This is a genomic window from Muricauda sp. SCSIO 65647, from assembly GCF_021534965.1.
Taxonomy (GTDB): domain Bacteria; phylum Bacteroidota; class Bacteroidia; order Flavobacteriales; family Flavobacteriaceae; genus Flagellimonas_A.
Genome location: NZ_CP091037.1, coordinates 2,130,917 through 2,153,449, shown reverse-complemented (window position 1 = coordinate 2,153,449; position 22,533 = coordinate 2,130,917). Strand labels below are relative to the sequence as shown.

The following is a 22,533-nucleotide window of genomic DNA, read 5'->3' as shown; positions in this document are numbered from 1 at the left end:
CAAGCTTGAGCCCAAAAATTCGTATTTTGGGTATATCAATATACAACTATGTCGGAAATCGTTCAAAAAGCTGAATCTTTTGTTACCAATTTGTTAGAAAATGAGCTGGATCCGAATTTTCTTTACCATAATCTCAAACATACACAGAGGGTGATCAAAAGTATAGAAGAGATGACCAGTGCAATTTCTGTATCGAAAGATGAGAAAGAGCAATTGCTCTTGGCTGCATGGTTTCATGATACGGGCTATACAAAGGGGGTTGAAAATCATGAAGAGGTAAGCAGTACGATCGCGACCAATTTTCTAAAAAACGAAAACTATGGTTCAGAAGGGGTTGATCAAGTCAGTTCTATAATCATGGCCACTGAACGATACCATCAGCCCACAAATCTTCTTGAGAAAATAATCAGGGATGCCGATGCTTCACATTTTGCAAAGAAAAGTTATTGGGAAACCTCAGACTTTTTACGTGAAGAATTGGAATTGTTGGGCATAAAAAACTATTCTCAAAAAGATTGGCGCGAAGCGAACATAAAAATGTTTCGAGATGAGCATAGGTTTTATACCGACTATGCAAAAGAGCATTGGGAAGAGGGAAAACAAGTAAACCTAAAACAACTTATAAAAGAAAAAAAGACCGAAAAAGAGATTGCCAAAAAAGAAGCCCTCAAGGCCAAGTACAAAAGTGAGAGCCCCGATCGGGGTATTCAGACCTTGTTCAGGGTAACGTTGAAAAACCATTTGACCTTAAGTGATATTGCCGATACCAAGGCAAATATTTTGCTTTCGGTAAATGCCATCATCATCTCTGTGGCACTCTCAAACCTTATTCCAAAATTAGACAACCCCTCAAATGAATACTTGATCTACCCTACCGTGATTTTTATCACTTTCAGTGTGATTTCGATGGTTTTGGCCGTTCTTGCCACAAGGCCCAATGTTACCAGTGGCAAGTTCACAAAAGATGACGTGCAACAAAAAAAGGTGAACCTGTTGTTTTTTGGCAACTTTCACAAAATGTCTTTGAGCGAATATGAATGGGCCATACAAGAATTGGTCAAAGACAAAGAATATATTTATTCATCTTTGACCAAAGATCTCTACTTTTTAGGGTTGGTCTTGAACCGAAAGTATAATATTCTGCGTCTGACCTATACCATTTTTATGATTGGTATCGTGATTTCGGTGATTGCCTTTGGGTTGGCATTTCATTATTTGGGGCCCGATAGAATATAGCGCTAGGTCTTTAGCTCTTCCATCAAATCTTCATATGTGTAGGTTTTCTCAGATTGGGCATCTTTTTTATAGAGAATTTCTGCACGTATGGCCTTTAGCCCTGTAACCCCCTGTAGCCCCTCGAGCTCGACAATTTCAACATTGTTCGTGAAGTATCCCTTCGATCTCAAGAATCTGATATAGCGAAGGTATTCGAGTTCATCATTTTTCTGCGAGTAAACTATGGACAGCTTTCCCTTTTGGGTCAAACGCTCATTGGTGCCTTTTATATATGATTTATCAATGCGCTTTTTGATAATCTCATAGCGCGCATTGTAAGTACCATCGACATCAAAACGTTTTTCATCCATCCTGAAACGAATGGCCAAAGAAGTACTGTAAACCAAAATCAATGACGACACATCCAATTTTACCGGCAATGATGGTTTCAGGGAATAGTATTTATTTTCCATTTCTACCATAACCTGTAATTGCCATAACCTAAGATTGCCCAGATACAGTTGGTCAAATTCCCTATCATTGGCTATAGAACTGCCTATGTACATATTGTGTTCTACCCCATCTGTCTTGTAACGCTCAAAATAATGGGGAAACATGGTTTGGGACTCTTCTTGCTTTTTGTCTAAAAGAGCGGCCAATTGCATGTTTATTTCCATAACACTATTGTCATAATTGCGTCGATGGTCGTAATACGATTCTGTAGTTACATCAATTTTATCTTCATAGTTGTCGACCAAGGTCTTCAATTCGTCATCTTCTTTTTTGAGATGCTTCAACACCGGGTTTACCTCTTCTTTTATGAAATCGAAAATGGCCTGTTCACTATTGGCGTACAAGGTTTCCTTGATTTCATCCATATAGGTGTCTACCCTGAATATCAGCTCTTCGTAAATGGGTAGTTTAAGTTTTTCAAAGGCCCTATTGAGTATATCGCTTATCTCTGAAAGCTGAATCATCAAATCGCGCTGAATGGCAATATTTCTATTCTTTGAAGATTCTTTGATATCGATCTGCCCATAAAGGGGATACACATCTTTGAAAACGATTTCTTGAAAAGAAGGCTGATTGCCCATCAGCTCGTCGGTCATAAATCGCTTGGCCTCTTCTTGAAACTTCCAATACACCGAAGAATGCACCGTGGTGCACTCATGTTGTATGATGGCGTCAATAAGGTTTTGTTCTTCTTCGATCGATCTTAAAACGGCCGAAACAATAAAAGGCATTACATCTTGCAACTTATTGGCATTGATACTGTTAAGCTCATTTACCCTTTCAGAGACAAGCTCCAATACCCCCAGCAGATTGCCGTCTTCTGCAATTGGTGCCAAAATCGCACTTTTGATGCCCTGCCTATGCAGATTTTTATAGGGTTGCGATCCGTTTGATTTTTCGTAATACTTGTCTACGTTCGAAATGGCGAAATAATTGTTCTCGTTGAGCAATAATCCATACGAATAATCACACAACAGGGCATCGCAAGACTCCATATCCTTTCCTTTTAGGATAAAACTCTCTATACCCTTGCCGTGAACGCGCATAAACCTCTTGGTGTTGGGATCGTACCCGGTAAAGCCCACCCTGATTTCATTTAAATTGAAAAGTGCCCTGAAGGTGTCCTGAAAATCATCCATGAAATTTTCACTGCTACGTTTGTTGCTTCCTATCAAGGTGGTCTTTATCTCTGAAATGGAATGTTCTGCCGTAACATCGAACATGTTAGAGATGACGAACCCCTTAGATATAAAACTGTTGGGCGGTATCTTTTCTTTCCACAAATCGAGATTGTCAAAATTTTCCAATAGCTCATCTAGATCTTTCTGGGTCAGCTTTTTTGACTTCTCCGTGGGGATGATTTCCATGAAATCAGCATTGTACAGAATACGGTAATTGCGCATTATGCCATTGGCATCGGGTATGTCATAGAACAATGGTCTTTTAAAATCGATCTTGAACCCATAATGGAAATTCAAAATAACCGTACACTGAATAATATAATGCAGGCTATCGGGCAGGTTTCGGATTTTCAACTCGAAGTCTGGACCTGCCTCCTCCAAGATTTTTTGAAATCGTTGCGTCGAATTGAAAACCAGGTTATTGAACGGTATCGATGCCGTCTTGATCTCATTATTTGTCAGTATCGTAGAAAAGGTGTCTGCCAAAATGGTGCTGATCACATCTTTTCTCTTCTCTAGAATTGATAGATCATCGAACCCCTCACGCAGCTCAGGGTATGGTGCCTGTGCATCAAGCACCTGTTTCGCCCGTTGGGCAAGATTCTTGTCCTTGCTCTTCAATTGGTCATCGTAGTGTTGCAACAATTTGTTGAAACTGACTAATTGAATCAAGGGTGCTTCGCCTGTATACCACTGTTCCATACCGTATTGGTCTTGGTTGGACTTGTAAAATTACAAAAAGTTTGGGCAAAGTTTTGTTAAGGGAATCTTTAAGGGTTTTGAGCTTTTTTTGGATATTTAGGGAAATAAATAAAAATGTCATCAAATTCGCGCTTGAACCGAGCCTACAAAAACGCAAAATCAATTGCTTTTGATGATACTTCAAAGTTTATCTTTTTCAGTGACTGTCACAGGGGCGACAATAGTTTTGCAGACGATTTCGCGAACAACAGGAACATTTATTTTCATGCCCTAAACCACTACTACAGAGAGGGTTTTCATTATTGTGAATTGGGTGATGGCGACGAGCTTTGGGAAAATCTGCACTTTGAATCCATTTTTGAGGCCCATAAAAATGTCTTTCAGCTTTTGCGCCGATACCATTTAGAAAACCGGTTGCATATGGTATGGGGCAACCATGATATGGTGTATCGCAGTAAAGACCATGTCGAAAAACATCTCTACCACTACTTTGAACCCATCGAAGGAAAAGATAAAGAGCTTTTTGAGAACATTCAATACCATGAAGCTCTAGTACTGAAACATAGTCAAACAGGCCAAGAGATTTTCTGTGCCCATGGGCACCAGGCCGATTGGTGGAACTATGTCTGCTGGCGAATTGGTCGTTTTTTGGTTCGGGTGCTTTGGAAACCCCTTCAGGTTTGGGGCATAGCAGATCCCACCAGTCCGGCAAAAAACTACAAAGAGCTCATCCGCATCGAAAAACGCATCAAACGTTGGATTTTGGGCCATGACCTGAAAATCACCATCGCGGGGCATACACATCGTCCTCGCTTTCCAGAACCCGGACAAATTCCCTTTTTCAACGATGGTAGTTGTGTGCATCCCCGTAGCATTACAGGAATTGAAATTGAAAACGGACGCATCTCATTGATTAAATGGCACATTGCCACCAAACCCGATGGTACATTGCAAATCGTGCGTGTTTTGCTCGAGGGGCCTGAAAAACTGATCGATTATATCCAAAAATGATTCTTCATCGAAAATTTGACTGTTTTAACAGCCTTTTACCATAGTCTTGGCAAGGTATTTGTTAATTTTAGTATGCTCATACGACCAAAACTTAGGTGAAAAAGTCAATTGTAATATTTCTGATTGCCCTTGCGGCCCAAATAGGGTACGCGCAGGGTGATATTCCCACGACCAAACCCTTAAAGATTGGTGAAAAGAACAATTTGGGTGTAAAACCAAGTAATCAAGGTACTTCTCTTCGCATGCCTTCTGTCATTGATGAAAACACCTTTTCAAAAGACAATACTCCCAATATCAAGATGTTGCCCGACCAAGAACTGGTTCAGGCCGGTCACGATATGGTCATTGATCCAAAAGTGGTCGAAAAAGAGAAAAAGGGTTCGAACAAACATTTCGGGGATATGTACCTCGGCGATGTCAAGACCAAGGCCGGTTTTGTGGGGGTGGTCTGCCGTGACCATGAATACGTTGATGGCGACCGTGTCAAAGTCTATCTAAATGGTGTGGTCATAGAATATAATATTTTGCTTTCAGGCTCTTTTAAAGGGGTCAATGTCGATTTGGTCGAAGGGTTCAACCGATTGGATTTTGAGGCCCTAAACCAAGGTACATCTGGGCCTAACACCGCCCAAATCGTGGTCACCGATGACAAAGGCAATGTGATACACAATAACCTGTGGAATCTGTCTACCGGGTCAAAGGCTAGTTTGATAGTCGTGAAGGAAGCAGAATGACACCTGTAAAGTTTAAAGGTTTCAGGTATCAGATTCGCTTCGGCATACTTCAGCTACTACCCCAACTTCGCTATTAGTTTAACACTCTAAATTCGCACTTCGTATTTCCTATTTCGTACTTCGTGCATAACTCCTAATGCTGAAGGCTACATTCATCATTCCAAAGCCAACTTCACTTTTCTCCTGGATGGTAGGTACGTTTGGCCCGTTTCAACACATCTTCTTTGTAGTACGCAGCATCTTTCCAATCTTGATCGGCATACCTCTCGATTTGGTCATCGAAATGTGGTGATTGGGGATCACCACTCTGCCCCCCCGCCAAAATGGTCTTGGCCTCGACCTTGTCGCCAAATTCCACTACTGCCACAAAACTATTGCCACGCGTGCCATAAATTTTTTTGGTGTTGTTATGGTACCTGGCCCCGTAGGCGGCCAATGAACCCCAGCGCCCGCTGGCAAACTCGATGGGGATACTGGGCTTTAAGTCATCAAAAGCTTGTCGAATATCACCATTCAAACGTTGATAGCGGTTTACATCACCCCAGGGCATTTGCCATGTGCCAAAGTTGTCCCTTAAGTCTGCGAGCACCTCGGTGAATAGTTTTATCTTTTCAGAATTGGGAGAATCATCGCCCCAATATTCTACAAGCTCCATGGCATACAAGCCCTTTGGTCTTTTCGCTTTTTGATAGCTCTTTGTTCCATAAAAATGCGCCAGGGTCATGGCCACTGATGCTGTTCCGGTTCTGTAATCCCATTGCCGTAATACTTCGATCGGCTCCCTTAATTCTGGGATCGGATTCACATCATAGGCTCTTATCAGCCCTGGAATCAAAGCCTTAAATGCCGGCAGATATGGGTCATGAGCCAGTTTGATAAGGCTGTCGATCGTGTAGCCGCTTCGGTCTTTTAAGAGCGCTATGGCATGTACCCCGCGAAAATTCTCTTGATCACGCGACATATATTTTGGATAATCGCCACGCTTCGGGCTATGCTCCAACGCAGCGGTGTACGGGGTAGAGTTGCAGTTTTGGATCCAGCCGTTCGGTGGGTTCTTGATCAAGATATTTTCATCGACCGTGTGCAACCCATGCCAATCGGTTTTGGGATCGCTGCCATCGACTGGCTGAGTATAGTTGAAAATCGTATCGCGCTTCGGAATGAAATTGCCATGAAAATAGGCGATATTACCTTCGGCATCGGCATAGACAGTGTTGTTCGAAGAATTGGTGCGGATATCCATCATTTTTCGAAAACCCTCGTACCCATCTTGTTTAGTACGGATGTAGGACTGCTCTAACGCTTTGATTGGCTCCCACATCATGGCAGAGGCCGTCCATTGTCCATCGACCGAATGGGTAATCGGCCCGTGATGGGTATGGTACATGGGTAACGTTTTTTCTTTCATGCCCCCATCGGTCTTGTATTTTAACGTCACCCCTGATTGTTTGACAGGTCGAAGTTGTTCACCATACACATAGAACAGGTTATCCCCATTTCTTGTAATGGTTTCCTTGAACTCATCCATTACATCGGTATAGGTCGAAGTGTGCATCCAACCCGTTTTTTCATTGAAGCCCTGATACACAAAAAACTGCCCCCAAGTGACCGCACCGTACGCATTCAACCCTTCTTCAGAAACCACGTGCACCTCTCCCCTGAAATAAAAGGAGGTATGCGGATTGATCAGCAGCATCGTGTTGCCCGACTGTGTCAATGCTCCTGAAAGGGCAATGCCGTTCGAACCTTGGGGTTCGGCCATTTCAGTTTTCTTGCCCATCCTCGGTTCTTCCATTTCCGGAATATCCATTCCACCCTCATAAAAGCTTTTGATTTTTTGGGCAGAAATCCGCTCGATATCACCCCCTATGCTCCCTTCGCTGAAGTAGAAGGGCATCCACGGTTCAAAGCGGGTCAACAGTCTGGGTTTCACCTCAGAATGGGTGTGCAGATAATAATTGATGCCATCTGCAAAGGCATCACAAAGTCTTTGCAACCACTTAGGACTGTTTTCGTAATTCTGCCTTGCTTCTTCTTCGGTCATAAAAAGTCTGGCCCGAAGGTCGCTGTACAGTGCTTCTTCGCCCTCGACCTCGGCCAATCGGCCCGTCGCCCAGATATAGTTCTGCTCCACTCGGTTAAAATCATCTTCACACTGCGCATAGAGCAATCCGAATACCGCATCGGCATCTGTTTTTCCGTAGATGTGAGGCACCCCAAAATCATCTCGAATAATAGTCACATTTTCAGCTTGGGCTTTCCATTTTTCAACCTCGGCCCGTTCGATATTGGTTCCACATGATACCGTAATCATCAAAAGAAGGAGTAGTATGGGCTTTTTCATCAAGAATGTCGTTATTGGCTGAATTTACATACTTTCTTGCAGGTAAGGAAATCAACAGGTGTACGTTCATGGCCATATCCCATTTTGATTGCAAATCACTACCTTTCCCTAAACATTGAAAACGGTCTGTATGTGCATTCGATTCACGCTTTGCCTATCTATACTTCTTTTAGGGTATGGTGCCAATGCACAAAAAACCTCAGTGCAACAAGCTGATAATTTTACCTACTACCACGGTGCACTGGTTCGCGGTGACAGTACCGTCAAAAAAATCGCATTGGTGTTCACCGGTGATGAATTTGCAGATGGAGGGGGCCATATTACAGAAACGTTGAAAGAGAACGACATAAAAGGGGCCTTCTTTTTTACGGGAAATTTCTATCGAAATCCCGCATTTGAAGAAACTATCAAAAACCTGGTCAAAGACAAGCACTACCTTGGGGCGCACTCTGACAAGCATTTGCTGTACTGCGATTGGAACAATAGGGACAGCCTCTTGGTCAGCAAAACCGAATTTGTGAACGATCTGGAGAACAATTACAAGGCCATGGCACGATTCGGAATCACGAAAGAACAGGCGCCTTTTTACCTACCGCCCTATGAGTGGTACAATCAAACCATCAGTTCATGGACAACGGAACAAAGCCTCCAACTCATCAACATGACGCACGGCACGCTTTCACATGCCGATTATACCACCCCCGATATGTCGAATTATCGAAACAGTGAAGAAATATTCAATAGTATTGTCGCATTTGAAACAAACAACACTTCTGGCCTTAATGGTTTTTTGTTGCTCATCCACATCGGTACCGACCCCAGTAGAACAGACAAGTTTTACCATCGTTTACCAAAACTCATCGCAGTGCTTTCTTCAAGGGGATATGAATTCGTTGCCTTGACAGAACTTCTTGCAAACCGTTAGTTTTAGTGGTATATTTCCTCACATTCCATCATAAATCATCATTTTAATGTATCGTTTTCTGCTGTTGATATTGCTGACCGGACCTTCCATTTTTGCCCATGACATTTCTGAAAATACATACATACGGGTAAACCAGTTGGGGTATCTTCCCGAAGAAACAAAAATCGCTTTGGTCTTTTCGAATCAAAAGGTAAACGAAGACTTTCTATTGATTTCTTCGGATGGAGAGAAAACCATCGCCACCATCAGGCCCAATCGCTCAAAACAAAAAGGGTGGGGCACTTTTGAGCATTATTACACACTTGATTTCACCAAAGTCACCCATGAGGGGCATTATTTTTTGCAGGGCAAGAAAACAAAGGTCAGGTCACAACCTTTCAAGATTTCTAAAAATGCTTATTTGCACAAGAGTGAAAAATTGTTGGAGTTCATGCGGCAGCAGCGTTGTGGGTACAATCCGTTCTTCGATATGATATGCCACCAAAGGGACGGTCGCTCTTTTTACGGCCCCATGCCCGATTCGACCTTTGTCGATGCCAGTGGGGGCTGGCATGATGCCGGCGACCAATTGAAATATCTCATCACCGGAAGCTATGCCACTGCGCATATGCTCAAGGCCTTTGAACTATACCCGAATGCATTTCTTGACCGAACCAATGCTTTGGGCCAACCGTTTTCCAATGACATTCCCGATGTGCTCGATGAGGCCAAATGGGGATTGGATTGGATCTTGAAACTGCACCCCGCACCCGACCAACTGATTCATCAAATCGCCGATGACCGAGATCATCGCGGTTGGAAAATGCCCGACAATGACCACTCTGACTATGGGTGGGGCGGCAATAGCTATAGGGCGGCTTACTTTGCCACCGGAACCCCTCAAGGGCTTAACAAATACAAAAGCGAGGCCACGGGCGTCTCAAATCTGGCCGGTCGGTCAGCTGCGGCCATGGCCATTGCACATCGCATTTGGAAAAATAAATTGAAGGACAGCCTTTTTGCGGAAATCTGCCTAAAAGCGGCAAAATCACTGTACAGTTTGGGAAAAGAAAAAGAAGGCTATCAACAGGGCAATTCATATGGTGCCCCCTACCGCTATTCAGAGAAAACGTGGGCCGATGATATGGAGTGGGGCGCTGCAGAGCTCTACAAGGCCACAGGCGATAGAGAATACCTTGATGATGCCAAAAAATATGCGCTAAAGGCCAATACCGTTTCATGGATGCAGTATGACTCGGTACCACACTACCAATACTATCCCTTTGTGAATATGGGGCACTTTGCACTGTACGAGCATGTTGACGATGAATTTAAAAAAGTGCTTACCGATTATTATAAGATCGGTATTGAAGAAAACGTGAAAAGGGGCCAAACCAATCCGTATCAGATCGGGATACCTTTTATTTGGTGTTCCAACAATCTTTTGACAAGCCTTATCACTCAGGGAATCTTATATGAAAAAATGACCGGTGACGACACCTATACCAAATTCATGATCTTACAACGCGATTGGCTTTTTGGTCGAAACCCCTGGGGAACCTCGATGTTCACCAAGATGCCTGAAGCGGGCGAATACCCTTTGGATGTTCACACCAGTACATGGGCCATGACCAAAAAAGAAGTGCCCGGAGGTCTTGTTGACGGACCTGTTTACAACACCATCTATGAATCCTTAAAAGGTCTAAAGCTCAATGAACCTGATGAATTTGCTATGTTTCAGAATGACTTTGTGACCTACCATGATGATATCGGTGACTATTCAACAAATGAACCGACCATGGATGGCACTGCGGGGGCCATATTGATGATGGCCCATTGGGGCGATGCGCAATAATCTTGAAAAAGTGCTTGATTTATGGTTTTTAGGAGCTTATTTGGCTCCCGGTCAATACAAGTCTTCGGCCAAATCATACGACCGCCAAATGCTGGTCGTCTTTTACAAAAAAACATTGCCAGTCATGGCCTGAGCCCAAAAACCGGCCACAAATCGATGTAATGGGCGAAATAGGCCATGCTGCCCATAAATGACTTTTGTCATAAAATAGGGCACGTCATTATAGTAACTTCGTTCTATATTTTGTGACAAAAATCAATGACAATGGATCCAGTACAGACAAACAGCGGTACACTGACCCATTCTGGAGTGGTTTCTGGAAAAAAAGGTCGTTCGCTCATTGTTTCATTGGATGAAAACCTACAATGCGAGTCTTGCTATGCCAAGGGCACGTGTGGCATTGCTGATTCGGGCTCGAAGCAAATCGAGGTGTCTGCCCCCATTGGCTCGTTCAAACTTAACGAACCTGTGACAGTGGTGCTGCAAAAAGGATTGGGTCTCAAAGCGGTTTTTTGGGCCTACGTATTTCCCTTTTTGTTGATGATACTCACTTTATGGGCCGCTGCCTTTTTTGTACAGGAATGGGTGGCCGGAGTATTATCGCTATTGGTTTTGGTTCCCTATTATCTTGTTCTCAATACCCTAAAGGACCTATTTAAAAAGAAGTTTGCCATTTCCGTATTAAAAATACAATAACGATGCTCGACTCCATTCTATATAGCGTTCTTTTGTTGGCCTCATTGGGCATTACGGCCGCCATGGTGCTTTACATCGTTTCAAAAAAGTTTTATGTGTACGAAGACCCACTGATCGCAACGGTAGAGGAACTTTTGCCCGCCGCCAATTGCGCTGGGTGTGGCTCACCGGGCTGTAAGGCATTTGCCGAAAAACTGGTGGCGGCCGATGATATCTCCGATCTCTTCTGCCCTGTAGGGGGCAATGATGTGATGCAACTGGTCTCTGAGACACTGGGCAAGGAAGTGGCCGAAAAAGACCCTACCGTAGCGGTGGTTCGCTGCCAAGGCGCTTGTGATGTGCGACCAAAGACCACCGAATACCAAGGTCCGAAATCATGCGCCATCTCGGCCCTGATCTATAGCGGTGAGACCGATTGCCAATATGGTTGCCTTGGCGATGGTGATTGCGTTTCGGCATGCCAGTTTGATGCCATGTACATGGACGAAGCAACGGGCCTGCCCGTGGTCATCACTGACAAATGCACCTCTTGCGGTATGTGTGCCGCTGCCTGCCCTAGAAACATCATCGAAATGCGGCCCAAGCACAAGCGTGACCTTAAGATCTTTGTGGGCTGTCTAAACGAAGATAAGGCCGGTATTGCCAGAAAAGCTTGCTCAGTGGCCTGTATCGGATGCTCTAAATGTTTTGATATCTGCCCGAAAGAAGCCATCACCATGGTCAACAATCTGGCCTATATCGACCCTGAGTACTGTACACTGTGTAGAAAATGTGTTCCTGTGTGCCCTACAGAGTCGATCATCGAAACCAATTTTCCGAAGAAAAAAATCAAACAAACGGTAGCCGAGGCGGTCGCGGAGGTAGGATTCACAAAAACCGTCGGCAATGCTTAAAACCTTTCCCAAAGGGGGGGTACATCCTCCAGAAAACAAACTGACCTCATCTGAACAAATCAAAAGACTGCCTGTGCCCAAAATGGTATATGTGCCCATAGCGCAGCACATTGGCATACCCGCCGAAATTGTGGTCGAAGCAAAAGAAAAGGTCGGTATTGGCCAGGTCATTGCCAAATCAGGGGCCTTTGTCTCTTCCAATATTCATTCGCCGGTAGCGGGCATGGTGACCAAACTCGATATGATCGTTGACAGCAGTGGTTATAAAAAACAGTGTATCGTCATTCGGACGGATGCCAAGAACGAATCGAATTTTCAAGAAGTCGAATACCCGCTTGAAAAGGAAATCGAACTGTCGCCGAAAGAAATTATGCAGCGCATCTCGGATTGTGGTATCGTTGGCTTGGGAGGCGCTACTTTTCCGTCACACGTGAAATTGAACGTACAGGACGATAAAAAAATCGATTGCCTGATCATCAATGGTGTGGAGTGTGAGCCCTATTTGACCGCAGACCACAGATTGATGCTCGAAAAATCCCAGGAAATCTTAATGGGCATCAAGATATTGATGTATGCGCTGAACATCGACAGGGCCATTGTAGGAATCGAGAACAACAAGAAAGACGCCATTGCGCTCTTCAAGAAATCCACTGCTTCTGAAAAGGGCATCGATGTGGCCGCCTTGCAAGTAAAATATCCGCAGGGCAGTGAAAAGCAACTTATCCGAGCCCTATTGAAAAGGGAGGTACCCAAAAACGGGCTGCCCATGGATGTGGGCACCATTGTACACAATGTGGGCACCATTTTCGCCATCTATGAGGCCGTTCAGCACAATAGGCCCCTAATGGAACGCGTGGTGACGGTAACCGGCAAAAAAATGGAAAGCCCTTCAAACTATTGGATAAAGATAGGAACACCCATCAAAGATGTGATCGCAGGTGCGGGAGGCCTCCCTGAAGGCACACGAAAAATACTCAACGGCGGTCCCATGATGGGCAAGGCCCTAAAAAACACCGATGTTCCCATCACCAAGGGAACCTCGGGCATAGTGCTCATCGCCGACGAGGAAGCCGACAGGGGCGAAACAAAGAACTGTATCCGTTGTGGTGAGTGTGTAAGTGTCTGCCCCATGGGCCTAGAACCCCATTTGTTGATGAACCTATCTGAAAAGGGCATGTTTGAAATGGCCGGCCAAGAAGATATTCTCACCTGTATCGAATGTGGTTCATGTAGTTATGTATGCCCATCACATCGCCCCCTGTTAGACTATATCAGGTTTGGTAAAGATGTGACCAAAAAATTGGAAACCTCAAAGAATTGATCAAGGATGGACAGTATCCCCAAAATCATTGTATCAGCTTCGCCCCATGTCCATTCAGATAAGACCTCAAAAAAAATCATGTATGATGTGGTCATTGCATTGGTGCCGGCATTTTTGGTCTCACTTTATGTATTTGGCCTCAATGCGCTTATCGTAACGGCTGCCGCCATAGTCTCGTGTTTGCTCTTCGAATACCTCATACAAAAGCACCTGTTGAAAACCAATGTGACCATCAGTGATGGGTCAGCCCTGATCACTGGAATCTTACTGGCATTCAACTTGCCGGCCAATTTGCCCATTTGGATGATCGTTGCCGGTAGCCTGATCGCCATTGGTGTGGGCAAACTTTCTTTTGGCGGATTGGGATTCAATATTTTCAATCCCGCCTTGGTAGGCCGGGTCTTTTTATTGGTCTCGTTTCCGGTAGCAATGACCTCATGGCCCACAGCAATGGAGAACACGACCACATTGACCGATGCCGTTACCGGGGCCACCACGCTGGGCATTTTAAAAGATGGACTACAATTTGGCGGCACCATACCTGAGCTAAGCGCCCAGCTACCCAGCAATACCGACCTGCTTTTGGGCATCACGGGAGGATCGCTCGGTGAAATGTCTGCCCTTGCCCTATTGTTGGGCGGGGTGTACCTCATTGCCAGAAAAGTGATCACCTGGCATATTCCCGTAGCGGTATTGGCCACAATGGCCCTTATGACGGCTATCTTCTGGCTGGCAGATCCCGAGCATTATGCCAACCCGGTGCTACATCTTCTTTCGGGCGGTGCCATACTGGGAGCTTTTTTTATGGCGACCGATCTGGTGACGAGCCCAGTGACCAAAAAAGGCATGGTGATCTTTGCCATTGGCATTGGGGTCATTACCGTGGTCATTCGGTTGTTCGGGTCGTATCCTGAGGGCATATCTTTCGCCATATTGATCATGAACGCCTTTGTGCCCTTGATCAACAAATACTTTAAACCACGCCGGTTCGGTTCAAAAATCAAGGCCAAAATCGTATGAGTATGCGCAAAAAAGAATCGACTTTCTTGAACATGGTATTGTCATTATTGGCCATCACCTTGGTTGCGGGATTCTCTTTGGGTTATGTGAACGAACTTACCATAGGGCCAAAGGCCGAAGCCAAATTGGCCAAAAAGATGGCCGCCCTTCAAATGGTGTTGCCCGAGTTTGACAACGACCTGGTCTCAGCGGCCATATGGGTGCCATTGGAAAAGACAAATGATAGTACCGAAATCTATCCGGCCTTCAAAGAAGGAACATTTGTCGGGGCCGCAGTGATCGGCACCTCTGAACGGGGCTATAGCGGTACGATCAAGATCATGGTCGGTTTTGAGCCCAATGGAAACATCAATGACATCGTGGTCTTAGAGCAGAAAGAGACCCCAGGGCTGGGCACAAAAATAAAAGGAGACAAATTTTTGCGACAGTTCGAGGGGAAAGACCCGGCAAGTTTCGACCTAAAGGTGAAAAAAGATGGGGGCGAGGTAGATGCACTCACGGGGGCCACCATTACCACAAGGGCCTTCTCAGAAGCCGTACAACAAGCCTACGATGCCTTTGTCAAAAACAAAGAATCCATAACCAACCCAAAAAAGTAGGATATGGCCAAGACACTGAACCACAAGGAAAATTTTTTAAAAGGTATCTTAAAAGAGAACCCGGTATTTGTGATGCTCTTGGGCATGTGTCCCACATTGGGGGTCACCTCATCGGCGTTCAATGGTCTCGGCATGGGCATGGCCACCTTGTTCGTACTGCTGATGTCGAACATTGTGGTTTCGCTGATCAAATCGCAAATTCCCGCCAAGGTGCGCATTCCCGCTTTCATCATCATCATCGCCTCGTTCGTTACCGTGGTAGAAATGGTATTGGAGGCCTTCATCCCCTTTTTGTACGAGCAACTGGGCATCTTTATCCCCTTAATCGTGGTGAACTGCCTGATTTTGGGCCGGGCCGAGGCCTTTGCCTCAAAAAACAACCTAATGGCCTCTATATTGGATGCCCTTGGCATGGGCGTCGGGTTTGTGATCGCTCTTACCGTACTTGGGGCCGTACGGGAGATTTTGGGCAGCGGCAGCATTTTTGACCTCAAGTTCGTGTCAGAAGATGCCAGCACCTTTATTTTGTTCATTTTGCCGCCTGGGGCCTTTATCGCCCTTGCCTATCTGGCCGTCGTGTTCAATAGGTTAACCTCCAAATCAGCTTAGTTATGGATTATCTGGTCATCTTTATCGCCGCCGTTTTTGTGAACAACATCGTATTGTCACAGTTTTTGGGCATCTGCCCGTTCTTGGGGGTATCGAACCGCATCTCTACCTCTGTGGGCATGTCGGGGGCCGTATTCTTTGTCATGACCATTGCCACCACGGTCACCTATCTGTTGCATGAATACGTGTTGGTGCCCACCGGATTGATCTATCTGCGCACCATTACCTTCATTCTGGTCATCGCGGCCCTTGTTCAAATGGTCGAGATCATCCTCAAAAAGGTGAGCCCTGCGCTGTACCAGGCCCTGGGGGTCTTTTTGCCCTTGATCACCACCAACTGCGCCGTTCTGGGTGTGGCCATTCTGGCATTGGGACTTACCGATGGCAATCTCTTAAAAGCGGTGTTCTTTGCCATTTCGCATTCGGCCGGTTTCTCGTTGGCCTTGATCGTCTTTGCCAGTATCAGGGAATTTTTAGAGCTTGCCGACCTCCCTGAGGGCATGAAGGGCGTGCCCATCAATCTTTTGGTCGCGGGGCTGCTGTCACTGGCCTTTTTAGGGTTTTCGGGCTTGGTATAGGCACATTCGTTGCCGTTTATGCGTATTGCTTGTATGTGGTACATAGACCATATAATCTATATTTCTACGTTGTGCGGCATTGCACAAATAGAAAAACCAAAATTGACAAATAATCGATTATTACGAAAATGAAAGCCTTGATATGCACACGATACGGTATGCCCAAGGCAGTATTAGAGCTTCAGGATATAGGGAAACCTATTCCAAAACAAAACGAAGCTCTAGTTAAGATATATTCATCCACCGTTACAGCCGGTGATTGCAGAATTATCACATTTGATTTTGCAAGATGGTTTTGGTTACCCGGAAGATTTATTTTCGGTTTTAATAAACCAAGAAGGAATATACCAGGGTGGGAGTTTGCAGGTCAAATTGAATCTATTGGAAAAAAAGTAAAGCATTTTAATATTGGAGATAAAGTATTCGGCTATGCTAGCGGAATAAGTTTTGGTAGCACAAATGCCGAATACTTAGCTATTTCAGAAAACAGATTAGTAGCTATTGATCTAGACAAAATAGGATATGAAGAAGCATCAGTTTTGCCTATTGGCGGATTGACGGCATTGCATTTCCTTAGAAAAGCCAAAGTAAAAAAAGGGCAAAAGATGCTGATTTACGGAGCATCGGGAAGCGTAGGGACTTATGCTGTACAGTTGGCAAAGTATTTTGGCGCTGAAGTTACGGCAGTTTGTAGTCGCAAAAATTTTGATCTAGTAAAATCTCTAGGTGCAGATTATTTGATTGATTATAGAAAGGAAGATTTCACTAAGAATGGCCAAGTATATGATGTGATTTTTGATACAGTTATAAAAACATCATTTTCGCATTGTGTTGATTCCATAAAGCAGAAAGGGATTTATTTAACTCTGGATTGGCCAATTATTCAGGCGATATGGGTTTCGTTGACCAGCACAAAAAAAATTATTTTTGGTTCGGCAGCAGACAAGGCAGATGATTTGGTATACCTAAGAAAACTTGTTGAAAATAATATAATTAAGCCTGTGATTGACAGATCTTATCCTTTAGATGAAGCCGTGGCTGCCTATGAATATGTTAACGAAGGGCATAAAGTAGGTAATGTGATAATAATGAATCAATAACGCCACACAACAAAGACTATAATGGCAATAGCCTCCTTTATGGGCTATTGTGTTTAGCCAGACCGTTGGGTTTTGCTTTGAACCAACACTATGGTTCGAAAACTTTGGTCTTACTTTTTTATGGTGCCATGACAAACTGAGCGAAACTGCAACCTTCAGATAGTCCACTTAGGAAAAAATCAAAATATGGTCGTATCCTCTTACGATTCGGTAATGGTAAAATAATCCACTATATTGCAAATGAGACCAACTAATCCAAAAACAAAATGAGCGATCAACAACAAGAATCCAAACACATGGAGAGTTACAATTTACCCAAGGTCATCTTTTTGGCTTTTGTGGCCGCGATAGGTGGCTTTTTATTTGGGTTTGACAGTGGAGTGATCAATGGTACCGTCGATGCCTTACAGTCTGCATTTGACTCAGATGCCACGGGCACGGGCTTCAATGTTGCCTCGGTACTCTTGGGCTGTGTGGTGGGTGCGTTTTTTGCCGGCACATTGGCCGACCGGTTCGGAAGAAAACCGATGATGTTGACCGCAGGTGTGGTTTTCATCATCAGTGCGTGGGGTTCCGGTATCTCTGAAGGGTCATTGGAATTTGTTATTTATCGATTGGTGGGTGGCCTTGCCGTGGGCGCTGCCAGTATATTGGCGCCACTCTATATCAGTGAGATCGCCCCTTCGAAAATCAGGGGCCGACTGGCCACATTACAACAACTCATGATCGTAGTCGGCCTGTTCATGGCATTTATGAGCAATTATTCACTGGTAGGGCTTTCAGGTGGTGCCGAAGAGGAGCTTTGGTTAGGATTTCAAACTTGGTCATGGATGTTCTGGGCAGAAATACTGCCAGCATCCTTATTCGTATTGGTGCTGATTTTCATCCCTGAGTCCCCGAGGTATTTAGTGGCTTCAAACCAATCTGAAAAAGCGATCAAAGTGCTTTCTTCCATTGGAAATGCCACACAGGCCATTGCCAAGGTGGCAGATATAAAATCAACGGTAAGAGTAGATAGCCGCCCCAAACTCAGCGATATCATCAGTAAATATACCGGCAAAATACATCGATTGGTATGGGTTGGTATCGGTATTGCCGTACTGCAACAGTTTACGGGCATTAATGTGATTTTTTACTATGGTGCCACACTCTGGCAAGCGGCAGGATTTACAGAGGCCGATGCACTGCTTACCAATGTCATTAGTGGAAGTGTGAACATATTTTTCACTATGGTGGCCATTGTGCTGATAGACAAGGTGGGCAGAAAGCCTTTGCTATTGGTCGGTTCGATTGGGCAGGCCGTCATGTTGGGCGTATTGGCCTATCTTTTCGGTACCGCGACCGTAGACAGTGCGAACAACCTTATTTTAGAAGGAAACAACGGCACCTATGCTTTAATAGCGGCCAATGCCTACATTGCCTTTTTTGCCGCTTCATGGGGTCCGGTGATGTGGGTGATGCTCGGAGAAATGTTTCCAAATCAATACAGGGGAGCAGCACTGGCTGTTTGCGGAATAGCCCAGTGGGGATCCAACTTCACCATAACCATGACGTTCCCCATTATGTTGAGTTATTTAGGACTCGGTATTTCCTATGGGGTCTATGCGCTCTTTGGCTTTGTAGCCTATTTCTTTGTCAAGTCGCTTGTTAAGGAAACCAAGGGCAGAAGCTTGGAAGATATGTCCCGTGAGCAAGAAGAGGAGGAAAGAAAGCACGCCGCGCAAGGGGGTTGATGAACTAAACAATCTTTGCCAAAAGACCTTTTACGCTTGAGGTTGTCAAGAATGTCTCAATGCATTGAAATGCATTTCATACCAAGTGTTACCGATCACTTCACTTCATAGGTCTCCCCTGAAAAGAAGAGGTCGTCGGTTTTGGTAAATTCAGAATCGGCCTTGACCCTTGCCGTTTGTACATCTTTACGTTCTTCGAGGGTCACATCTTCAAAACTTCTGATAATGCCCGTGACCAACGGGTATTCTAATCGAACCAACATTTGGTGCAGGGTCGGGTCTTGTTCATGGGCATCATGTACCAAGAGATCTTCTTCTGTAATGCCGTTCTCACCAATTGTGACCGTTTCCAATTTCAATCCATTAAGTATCAACCCTTTGTCACGCTCTTTGCCAAAGACCATGGGTTTTCCGTGTTCGACGAACAACTGCTTGTCTTCCCGCACCGATCTATCTGTGTAATCTTTAAAACAGCCGTCATTAAAAATCACACAGTTCTGTAATATTTCGATAAAGGCGGTTCCCTTGAATTTTTCGGCATCGATGAAGATCTGGGTCATCTCCTTTGGCGTGTTGCCTCCTATTCTGGCAAAATAGCGGGCTTGGGCGCCAATGGCCAACTCACCTGCCAAGAATGGGGGCTGGGTATTGCCATAGGGCGAAGATTTGGTCTTTTGGCCAACAACTGACGTAGGTGAAAACTGCCCTTTGGTCAATCCATAGATCTTATTGTTGAACATAATGATATTAAGGTCGATATTGCGGCGCAATACATGGATCAGGTGATTGCCACCGATGGCCATACTATCGCCATCGCCCGTAATGACCCAAACACTTAAATTGTGATTGGCCAATTTCACTCCCGTGGCGATGGCCGGGGCCCTACCGTGAATGCCATGCATACCGTAGGTATCCATATAATAGGGAAAACGGGATGAGCAGCCAATACCCGAAATAAAGACAACATCTTCCTTTTTGACCCCCATCTCTGGCAATGCCTTCTGCATGGAGCGCAGAATCACGTAGTCATCGCATCCGGGGCACCAGCGTACCTCTTGATCGCTGGCAAAATCTTTGAACGTATATTTCTTTTCAGCTGTTGTTTCCATGGTTATCGCAACAAATTTTTGAACTTCTGCACCAGTTCGTTGTTTCCAAAGGGCAAGCCCTGTACCTTGTTGAATTGTAAAAATTCGAACTCATTGAAGTGGATCCGCATTATTTTGACAAACTGCCCATTGTTCAACTCGCAGACCACGATTTTCTTGAACTTTTTGAAGACATCCTCCGTATTCTTGGGCAACGGATTGATATAATTGAAATGGACAAAGCCAATGCCTTTGTTGCCTTCTTCATACAATTGCTTAACGGCGGTATGCAATGCCCCATAGGTACCGCCCCACCCTACGACAAGCAAATCACCTGTATCGGCAAATTCAGTGGTCAACTCTGGGATATATTTTTCGACCCGTTTGATCTTTTCGGCCCTTATCTTGGTCATCTGCTCGTGGTTCTCGGGCACATAAGAAACATTTCCGGTAACACGGTCTTTTTCGAGGCCCCCGATGCGATGTTCCAAACCCAAAGTGCCGGGTATGGCCCAATTGCGTGCCAGCGTTTCTGAATCCCTGTCGTAGGGATGCCAGTTCTCTTTTGCCTCGGTCACCCTATTGATCTTTATCGCGGGCATTTCAGCTACCGTCTTGATTTTCCAAGGCGCCGATCCATTGGCGATATAGCCATCTGTCAACAAAATTACGGGTGTCATGTGCTCTAAGGCCAATTTGGCGGCCACATAGGCATAATGATAACAATTGGCAGGTGTGCTGGCCGCTATGACGATTACAGGACTCTCTCCGTTTCTTCCGTACATGGCCTGAAGCAGATCTGACTGTTCTGTTTTTGTCGGTAGGCCCGTAGACGGTCCTCCGCGTTGTACGTTCACCACAACCAAGGGCAGTTCTACCATCATGGCCAAACCCAAAGCCTCGCCTTTTAAGGCCAATCCGGGGCCAGAAGTGGTGGTAATGGCCAAATCGCCCGCAAAAGCGGCACCAATCGCCGAAGTGATTCCTGCAATCTCGTCTTCAGCCTGAAGGGCCATGACCCCGAAATGCTTGTGTTTTGCCAATTCATGTAATATCTCTGAGGCAGGTGTGATGGGGTAAGAACCCAAAAAAAGTTGTAGGCCCGATTTTTCAGCTGCGGCCAAGAAGCCCCATGCCGTAGCCGTATTGCCCAAAAGAATACGGTAGGTACCGGGCGCCATCTTGGCCGGGGCTATGGTATAGGAATTCGGAATCAGCTCTAAAGTCTCCGCAAAATAATATCCTGCATTGAGCACCTTGATATTGGCCTCTGCAATCTGCGGTCGTTTCTTGAATTTTTGGCTCAAAAAATCAATGGTGTGTTCAGGGGATCGATGGTACATCCAATAGACCATCCCCAAGGCGAACATGTTTTTGCTTCGAACAATACTTTTGTTATCGATCCCTTCTATGTCTTTCAAGGCTTCTTTGGTCAATGAGGTCATGGCCACTTCGATGACCCGGTAATTCTCAAGACTGCCGTCAGACAAAGGACTTTCATCATACTCTGCTTTTTCCAGATTTTTGCGGGTGAACGAATCGGTATCGACAATAATGGTATGACCTGGTTTTACGGCATAAAGATTGGTCTTTAGCCCCGCAGGGTTCATGGCGACCAACAGGTCAACATTATCACCAGGTGTATTGATTTCTATACTGCCGATATGCACCTGAAAACCCGACACTCCATAAAGACTTCCTTGTGGAGCCCTGATTTCGGATGGATAGTTGGGGAAGGTGGCAATATCATTGCCGAACATGGCCGAGGTATCTGAGAATTGGGTTCCTGTCAACTGCATGCCATCACCCGAATCACCAACGAAACGGATAACGACCGATTCTAAGACCTCAATATCTTTGGTGTCTTCAAAAATTAATGGTTTTCTATCCATAAGCGTACTATCTAAAATATAAGGAGCAAGCGTGCTCCGAAATTAATCGGACCGATACTTTCGAAATATGATTTTTATCATTAAAGCAGACCCTAAAGTGAATTAAATTTACGGATTGATACCTTAAAAACATACTAAAATGGCCATCATTATAACCGATGAATGCATTAATTGTGATGCCTGCATTTCAGAATGTCCGAACCATGCCATCTATGAACCCGCTGAAGAATGGTCGTATTCAGATGATACTGAATTGAGTGGCACGGTGACCGAGCCATCGACCGGAAACGAAGTGGATGCCGACGCACAAAATGATCCCATATCAGACGATTTCTATTACATCGTACCTGATAAATGTACAGAGTGCGAAGGATTTCACGATGAACCACAATGTGCTTCCGTCTGCCCAGTAGATTGCTGTGTGCCCGATGAAGACCACGTGGAGAACGAAGAGCAATTGTTGGCCAAAAAGGCTTGGTTATACGATGAGTAAATCGTGTTAAAATCGTACTCTTTGTTCTGCGCTTTTATACATTCAAGCTTTT

19 protein-coding genes are annotated in these 22,533 nt (G+C 44.9%); 15 read left to right on the top strand and 4 right to left on the bottom strand.

What is annotated here, in order from left to right:
• The first annotated feature begins 48 nt into the window (after positions 1–48).
• Positions 49–1,236, top strand: a complete 1,188-nt coding sequence (locus L0P89_RS09625) for a Pycsar system effector family protein (RefSeq protein WP_235264888.1) — start codon at positions 49–51, stop codon at positions 1,234–1,236.
• 2 nt (positions 1,237–1,238) lie between these two features.
• Here the strand turns inward: L0P89_RS09625 and L0P89_RS09620 are convergent, their stop codons facing one another.
• The gene (locus L0P89_RS09620) at positions 1,239–3,611 is read right to left on the bottom strand and encodes a GAF domain-containing protein (protein WP_235264887.1); all 2,373 of its coding nucleotides are present in this window, start codon (positions 3,609–3,611) and stop codon (positions 1,239–1,241) included.
• A gap of 114 nt (positions 3,612–3,725) precedes the next feature.
• On the opposite strand from L0P89_RS09620, the gene L0P89_RS09615 reads away from it, so the two are divergent.
• Together L0P89_RS09615 and L0P89_RS09610 are read left to right on the top strand one after the other, a co-directional pair.
• A complete protein-coding gene (locus L0P89_RS09615; RefSeq protein ID WP_235264886.1) occupies positions 3,726–4,622 on the top strand; it encodes a serine/threonine protein phosphatase in 897 nt (298 codons plus the stop codon).
• Between the two features lie 95 nt (positions 4,623–4,717).
• A complete protein-coding gene (locus tag L0P89_RS09610) occupies positions 4,718–5,356 on the top strand; it encodes a hypothetical protein (RefSeq protein ID WP_235264885.1) in 639 nt (212 codons plus the stop codon).
• 172 nt (positions 5,357–5,528) lie between these two features.
• Here L0P89_RS09610 and L0P89_RS09605 read toward each other — a convergent pair whose 3' ends face one another.
• Complete coding sequence (locus L0P89_RS09605; RefSeq protein WP_235264884.1) at positions 5,529–7,700, bottom strand: acylase; 2,172 nt, start codon at positions 7,698–7,700, stop codon at positions 5,529–5,531.
• A 130-nt stretch (positions 7,701–7,830) separates the two neighbouring features.
• Here L0P89_RS09605 and L0P89_RS09600 point away from each other — a divergent pair, with 130 nt between their 5' ends.
• From L0P89_RS09600 to L0P89_RS09550, 11 genes are all read left to right on the top strand, one after another.
• Positions 7,831–8,625, top strand: coding sequence for a polysaccharide deacetylase family protein (locus tag L0P89_RS09600; RefSeq protein ID WP_235264883.1), 795 nt, complete (start codon positions 7,831–7,833; stop codon positions 8,623–8,625).
• A 46-nt stretch (positions 8,626–8,671) separates the two neighbouring features.
• Positions 8,672–10,459, top strand: coding sequence for a glycoside hydrolase family 9 protein (locus L0P89_RS09595; protein ID WP_235264882.1), 1,788 nt, complete (start codon positions 8,672–8,674; stop codon positions 10,457–10,459).
• Between the two features lie 264 nt (positions 10,460–10,723).
• On the top strand, positions 10,724–11,155 hold the full coding sequence (locus L0P89_RS09590; RefSeq protein WP_235264881.1) for a SoxR reducing system RseC family protein: 432 nt from the start codon (positions 10,724–10,726) through the stop codon (positions 11,153–11,155).
• Positions 11,156–11,157: 2 nt separating this feature from the next.
• Complete coding sequence (locus L0P89_RS09585; protein WP_235264880.1) at positions 11,158–12,048, top strand: Fe-S cluster domain-containing protein; 891 nt, start codon at positions 11,158–11,160, stop codon at positions 12,046–12,048.
• The gene (gene rsxC, locus L0P89_RS09580) at positions 12,041–13,369 is read left to right on the top strand and encodes an electron transport complex subunit RsxC (RefSeq protein WP_235264879.1); all 1,329 of its coding nucleotides are present in this window, start codon (positions 12,041–12,043) and stop codon (positions 13,367–13,369) included. Before L0P89_RS09585 ends, rsxC begins: the two co-directional genes overlap by 8 nt.
• A gap of 6 nt (positions 13,370–13,375) precedes the next feature.
• A complete protein-coding gene (locus L0P89_RS09575; RefSeq protein WP_235264878.1) occupies positions 13,376–14,389 on the top strand; it encodes an RnfABCDGE type electron transport complex subunit D in 1,014 nt (337 codons plus the stop codon).
• A gap of 2 nt (positions 14,390–14,391) precedes the next feature.
• Complete coding sequence (locus L0P89_RS09570) at positions 14,392–14,988, top strand: RnfABCDGE type electron transport complex subunit G (protein ID WP_235264877.1); 597 nt, start codon at positions 14,392–14,394, stop codon at positions 14,986–14,988.
• A 3-nt stretch (positions 14,989–14,991) separates the two neighbouring features.
• Entirely contained in the window at positions 14,992–15,597 is a 606-nt protein-coding gene (locus L0P89_RS09565; RefSeq protein ID WP_235264876.1) for an RnfABCDGE type electron transport complex subunit E, read from the top strand.
• 2 nt (positions 15,598–15,599) lie between these two features.
• Positions 15,600–16,175: an electron transport complex protein RnfA gene (locus L0P89_RS09560; protein WP_235264875.1), complete on the top strand. Its 576-nt coding sequence runs from the start codon at positions 15,600–15,602 to the stop codon at positions 16,173–16,175.
• Positions 16,176–16,333: 158 nt separating this feature from the next.
• Positions 16,334–17,275, top strand: coding sequence for an NAD(P)-dependent alcohol dehydrogenase (locus L0P89_RS09555; RefSeq protein WP_235264874.1), 942 nt, complete (start codon positions 16,334–16,336; stop codon positions 17,273–17,275).
• 266 nt (positions 17,276–17,541) lie between these two features.
• Entirely contained in the window at positions 17,542–19,008 is a 1,467-nt protein-coding gene (locus tag L0P89_RS09550; RefSeq protein WP_235264873.1) for a sugar porter family MFS transporter, read from the top strand.
• Between the two features lie 95 nt (positions 19,009–19,103).
• Here the strand turns inward: L0P89_RS09550 and L0P89_RS09545 are convergent, their stop codons facing one another.
• Both L0P89_RS09545 and L0P89_RS09540 read right to left on the bottom strand, forming a co-directional pair.
• Positions 19,104–20,117: a 2-oxoacid:ferredoxin oxidoreductase subunit beta gene (locus L0P89_RS09545; RefSeq protein ID WP_235264872.1), complete on the bottom strand. Its 1,014-nt coding sequence runs from the start codon at positions 20,115–20,117 to the stop codon at positions 19,104–19,106.
• A gap of 2 nt (positions 20,118–20,119) precedes the next feature.
• Complete coding sequence (locus L0P89_RS09540; protein ID WP_235264871.1) at positions 20,120–21,988, bottom strand: 2-oxoacid:acceptor oxidoreductase subunit alpha; 1,869 nt, start codon at positions 21,986–21,988, stop codon at positions 20,120–20,122.
• Positions 21,989–22,127: 139 nt separating this feature from the next.
• Between L0P89_RS09540 and L0P89_RS09535 the strand changes: the two genes are divergently transcribed.
• Positions 22,128–22,481, top strand: coding sequence for a 4Fe-4S dicluster domain-containing protein (locus tag L0P89_RS09535; protein WP_235264870.1), 354 nt, complete (start codon positions 22,128–22,130; stop codon positions 22,479–22,481).
• Positions 22,482–22,533: the final 52 nt, after the last annotated feature.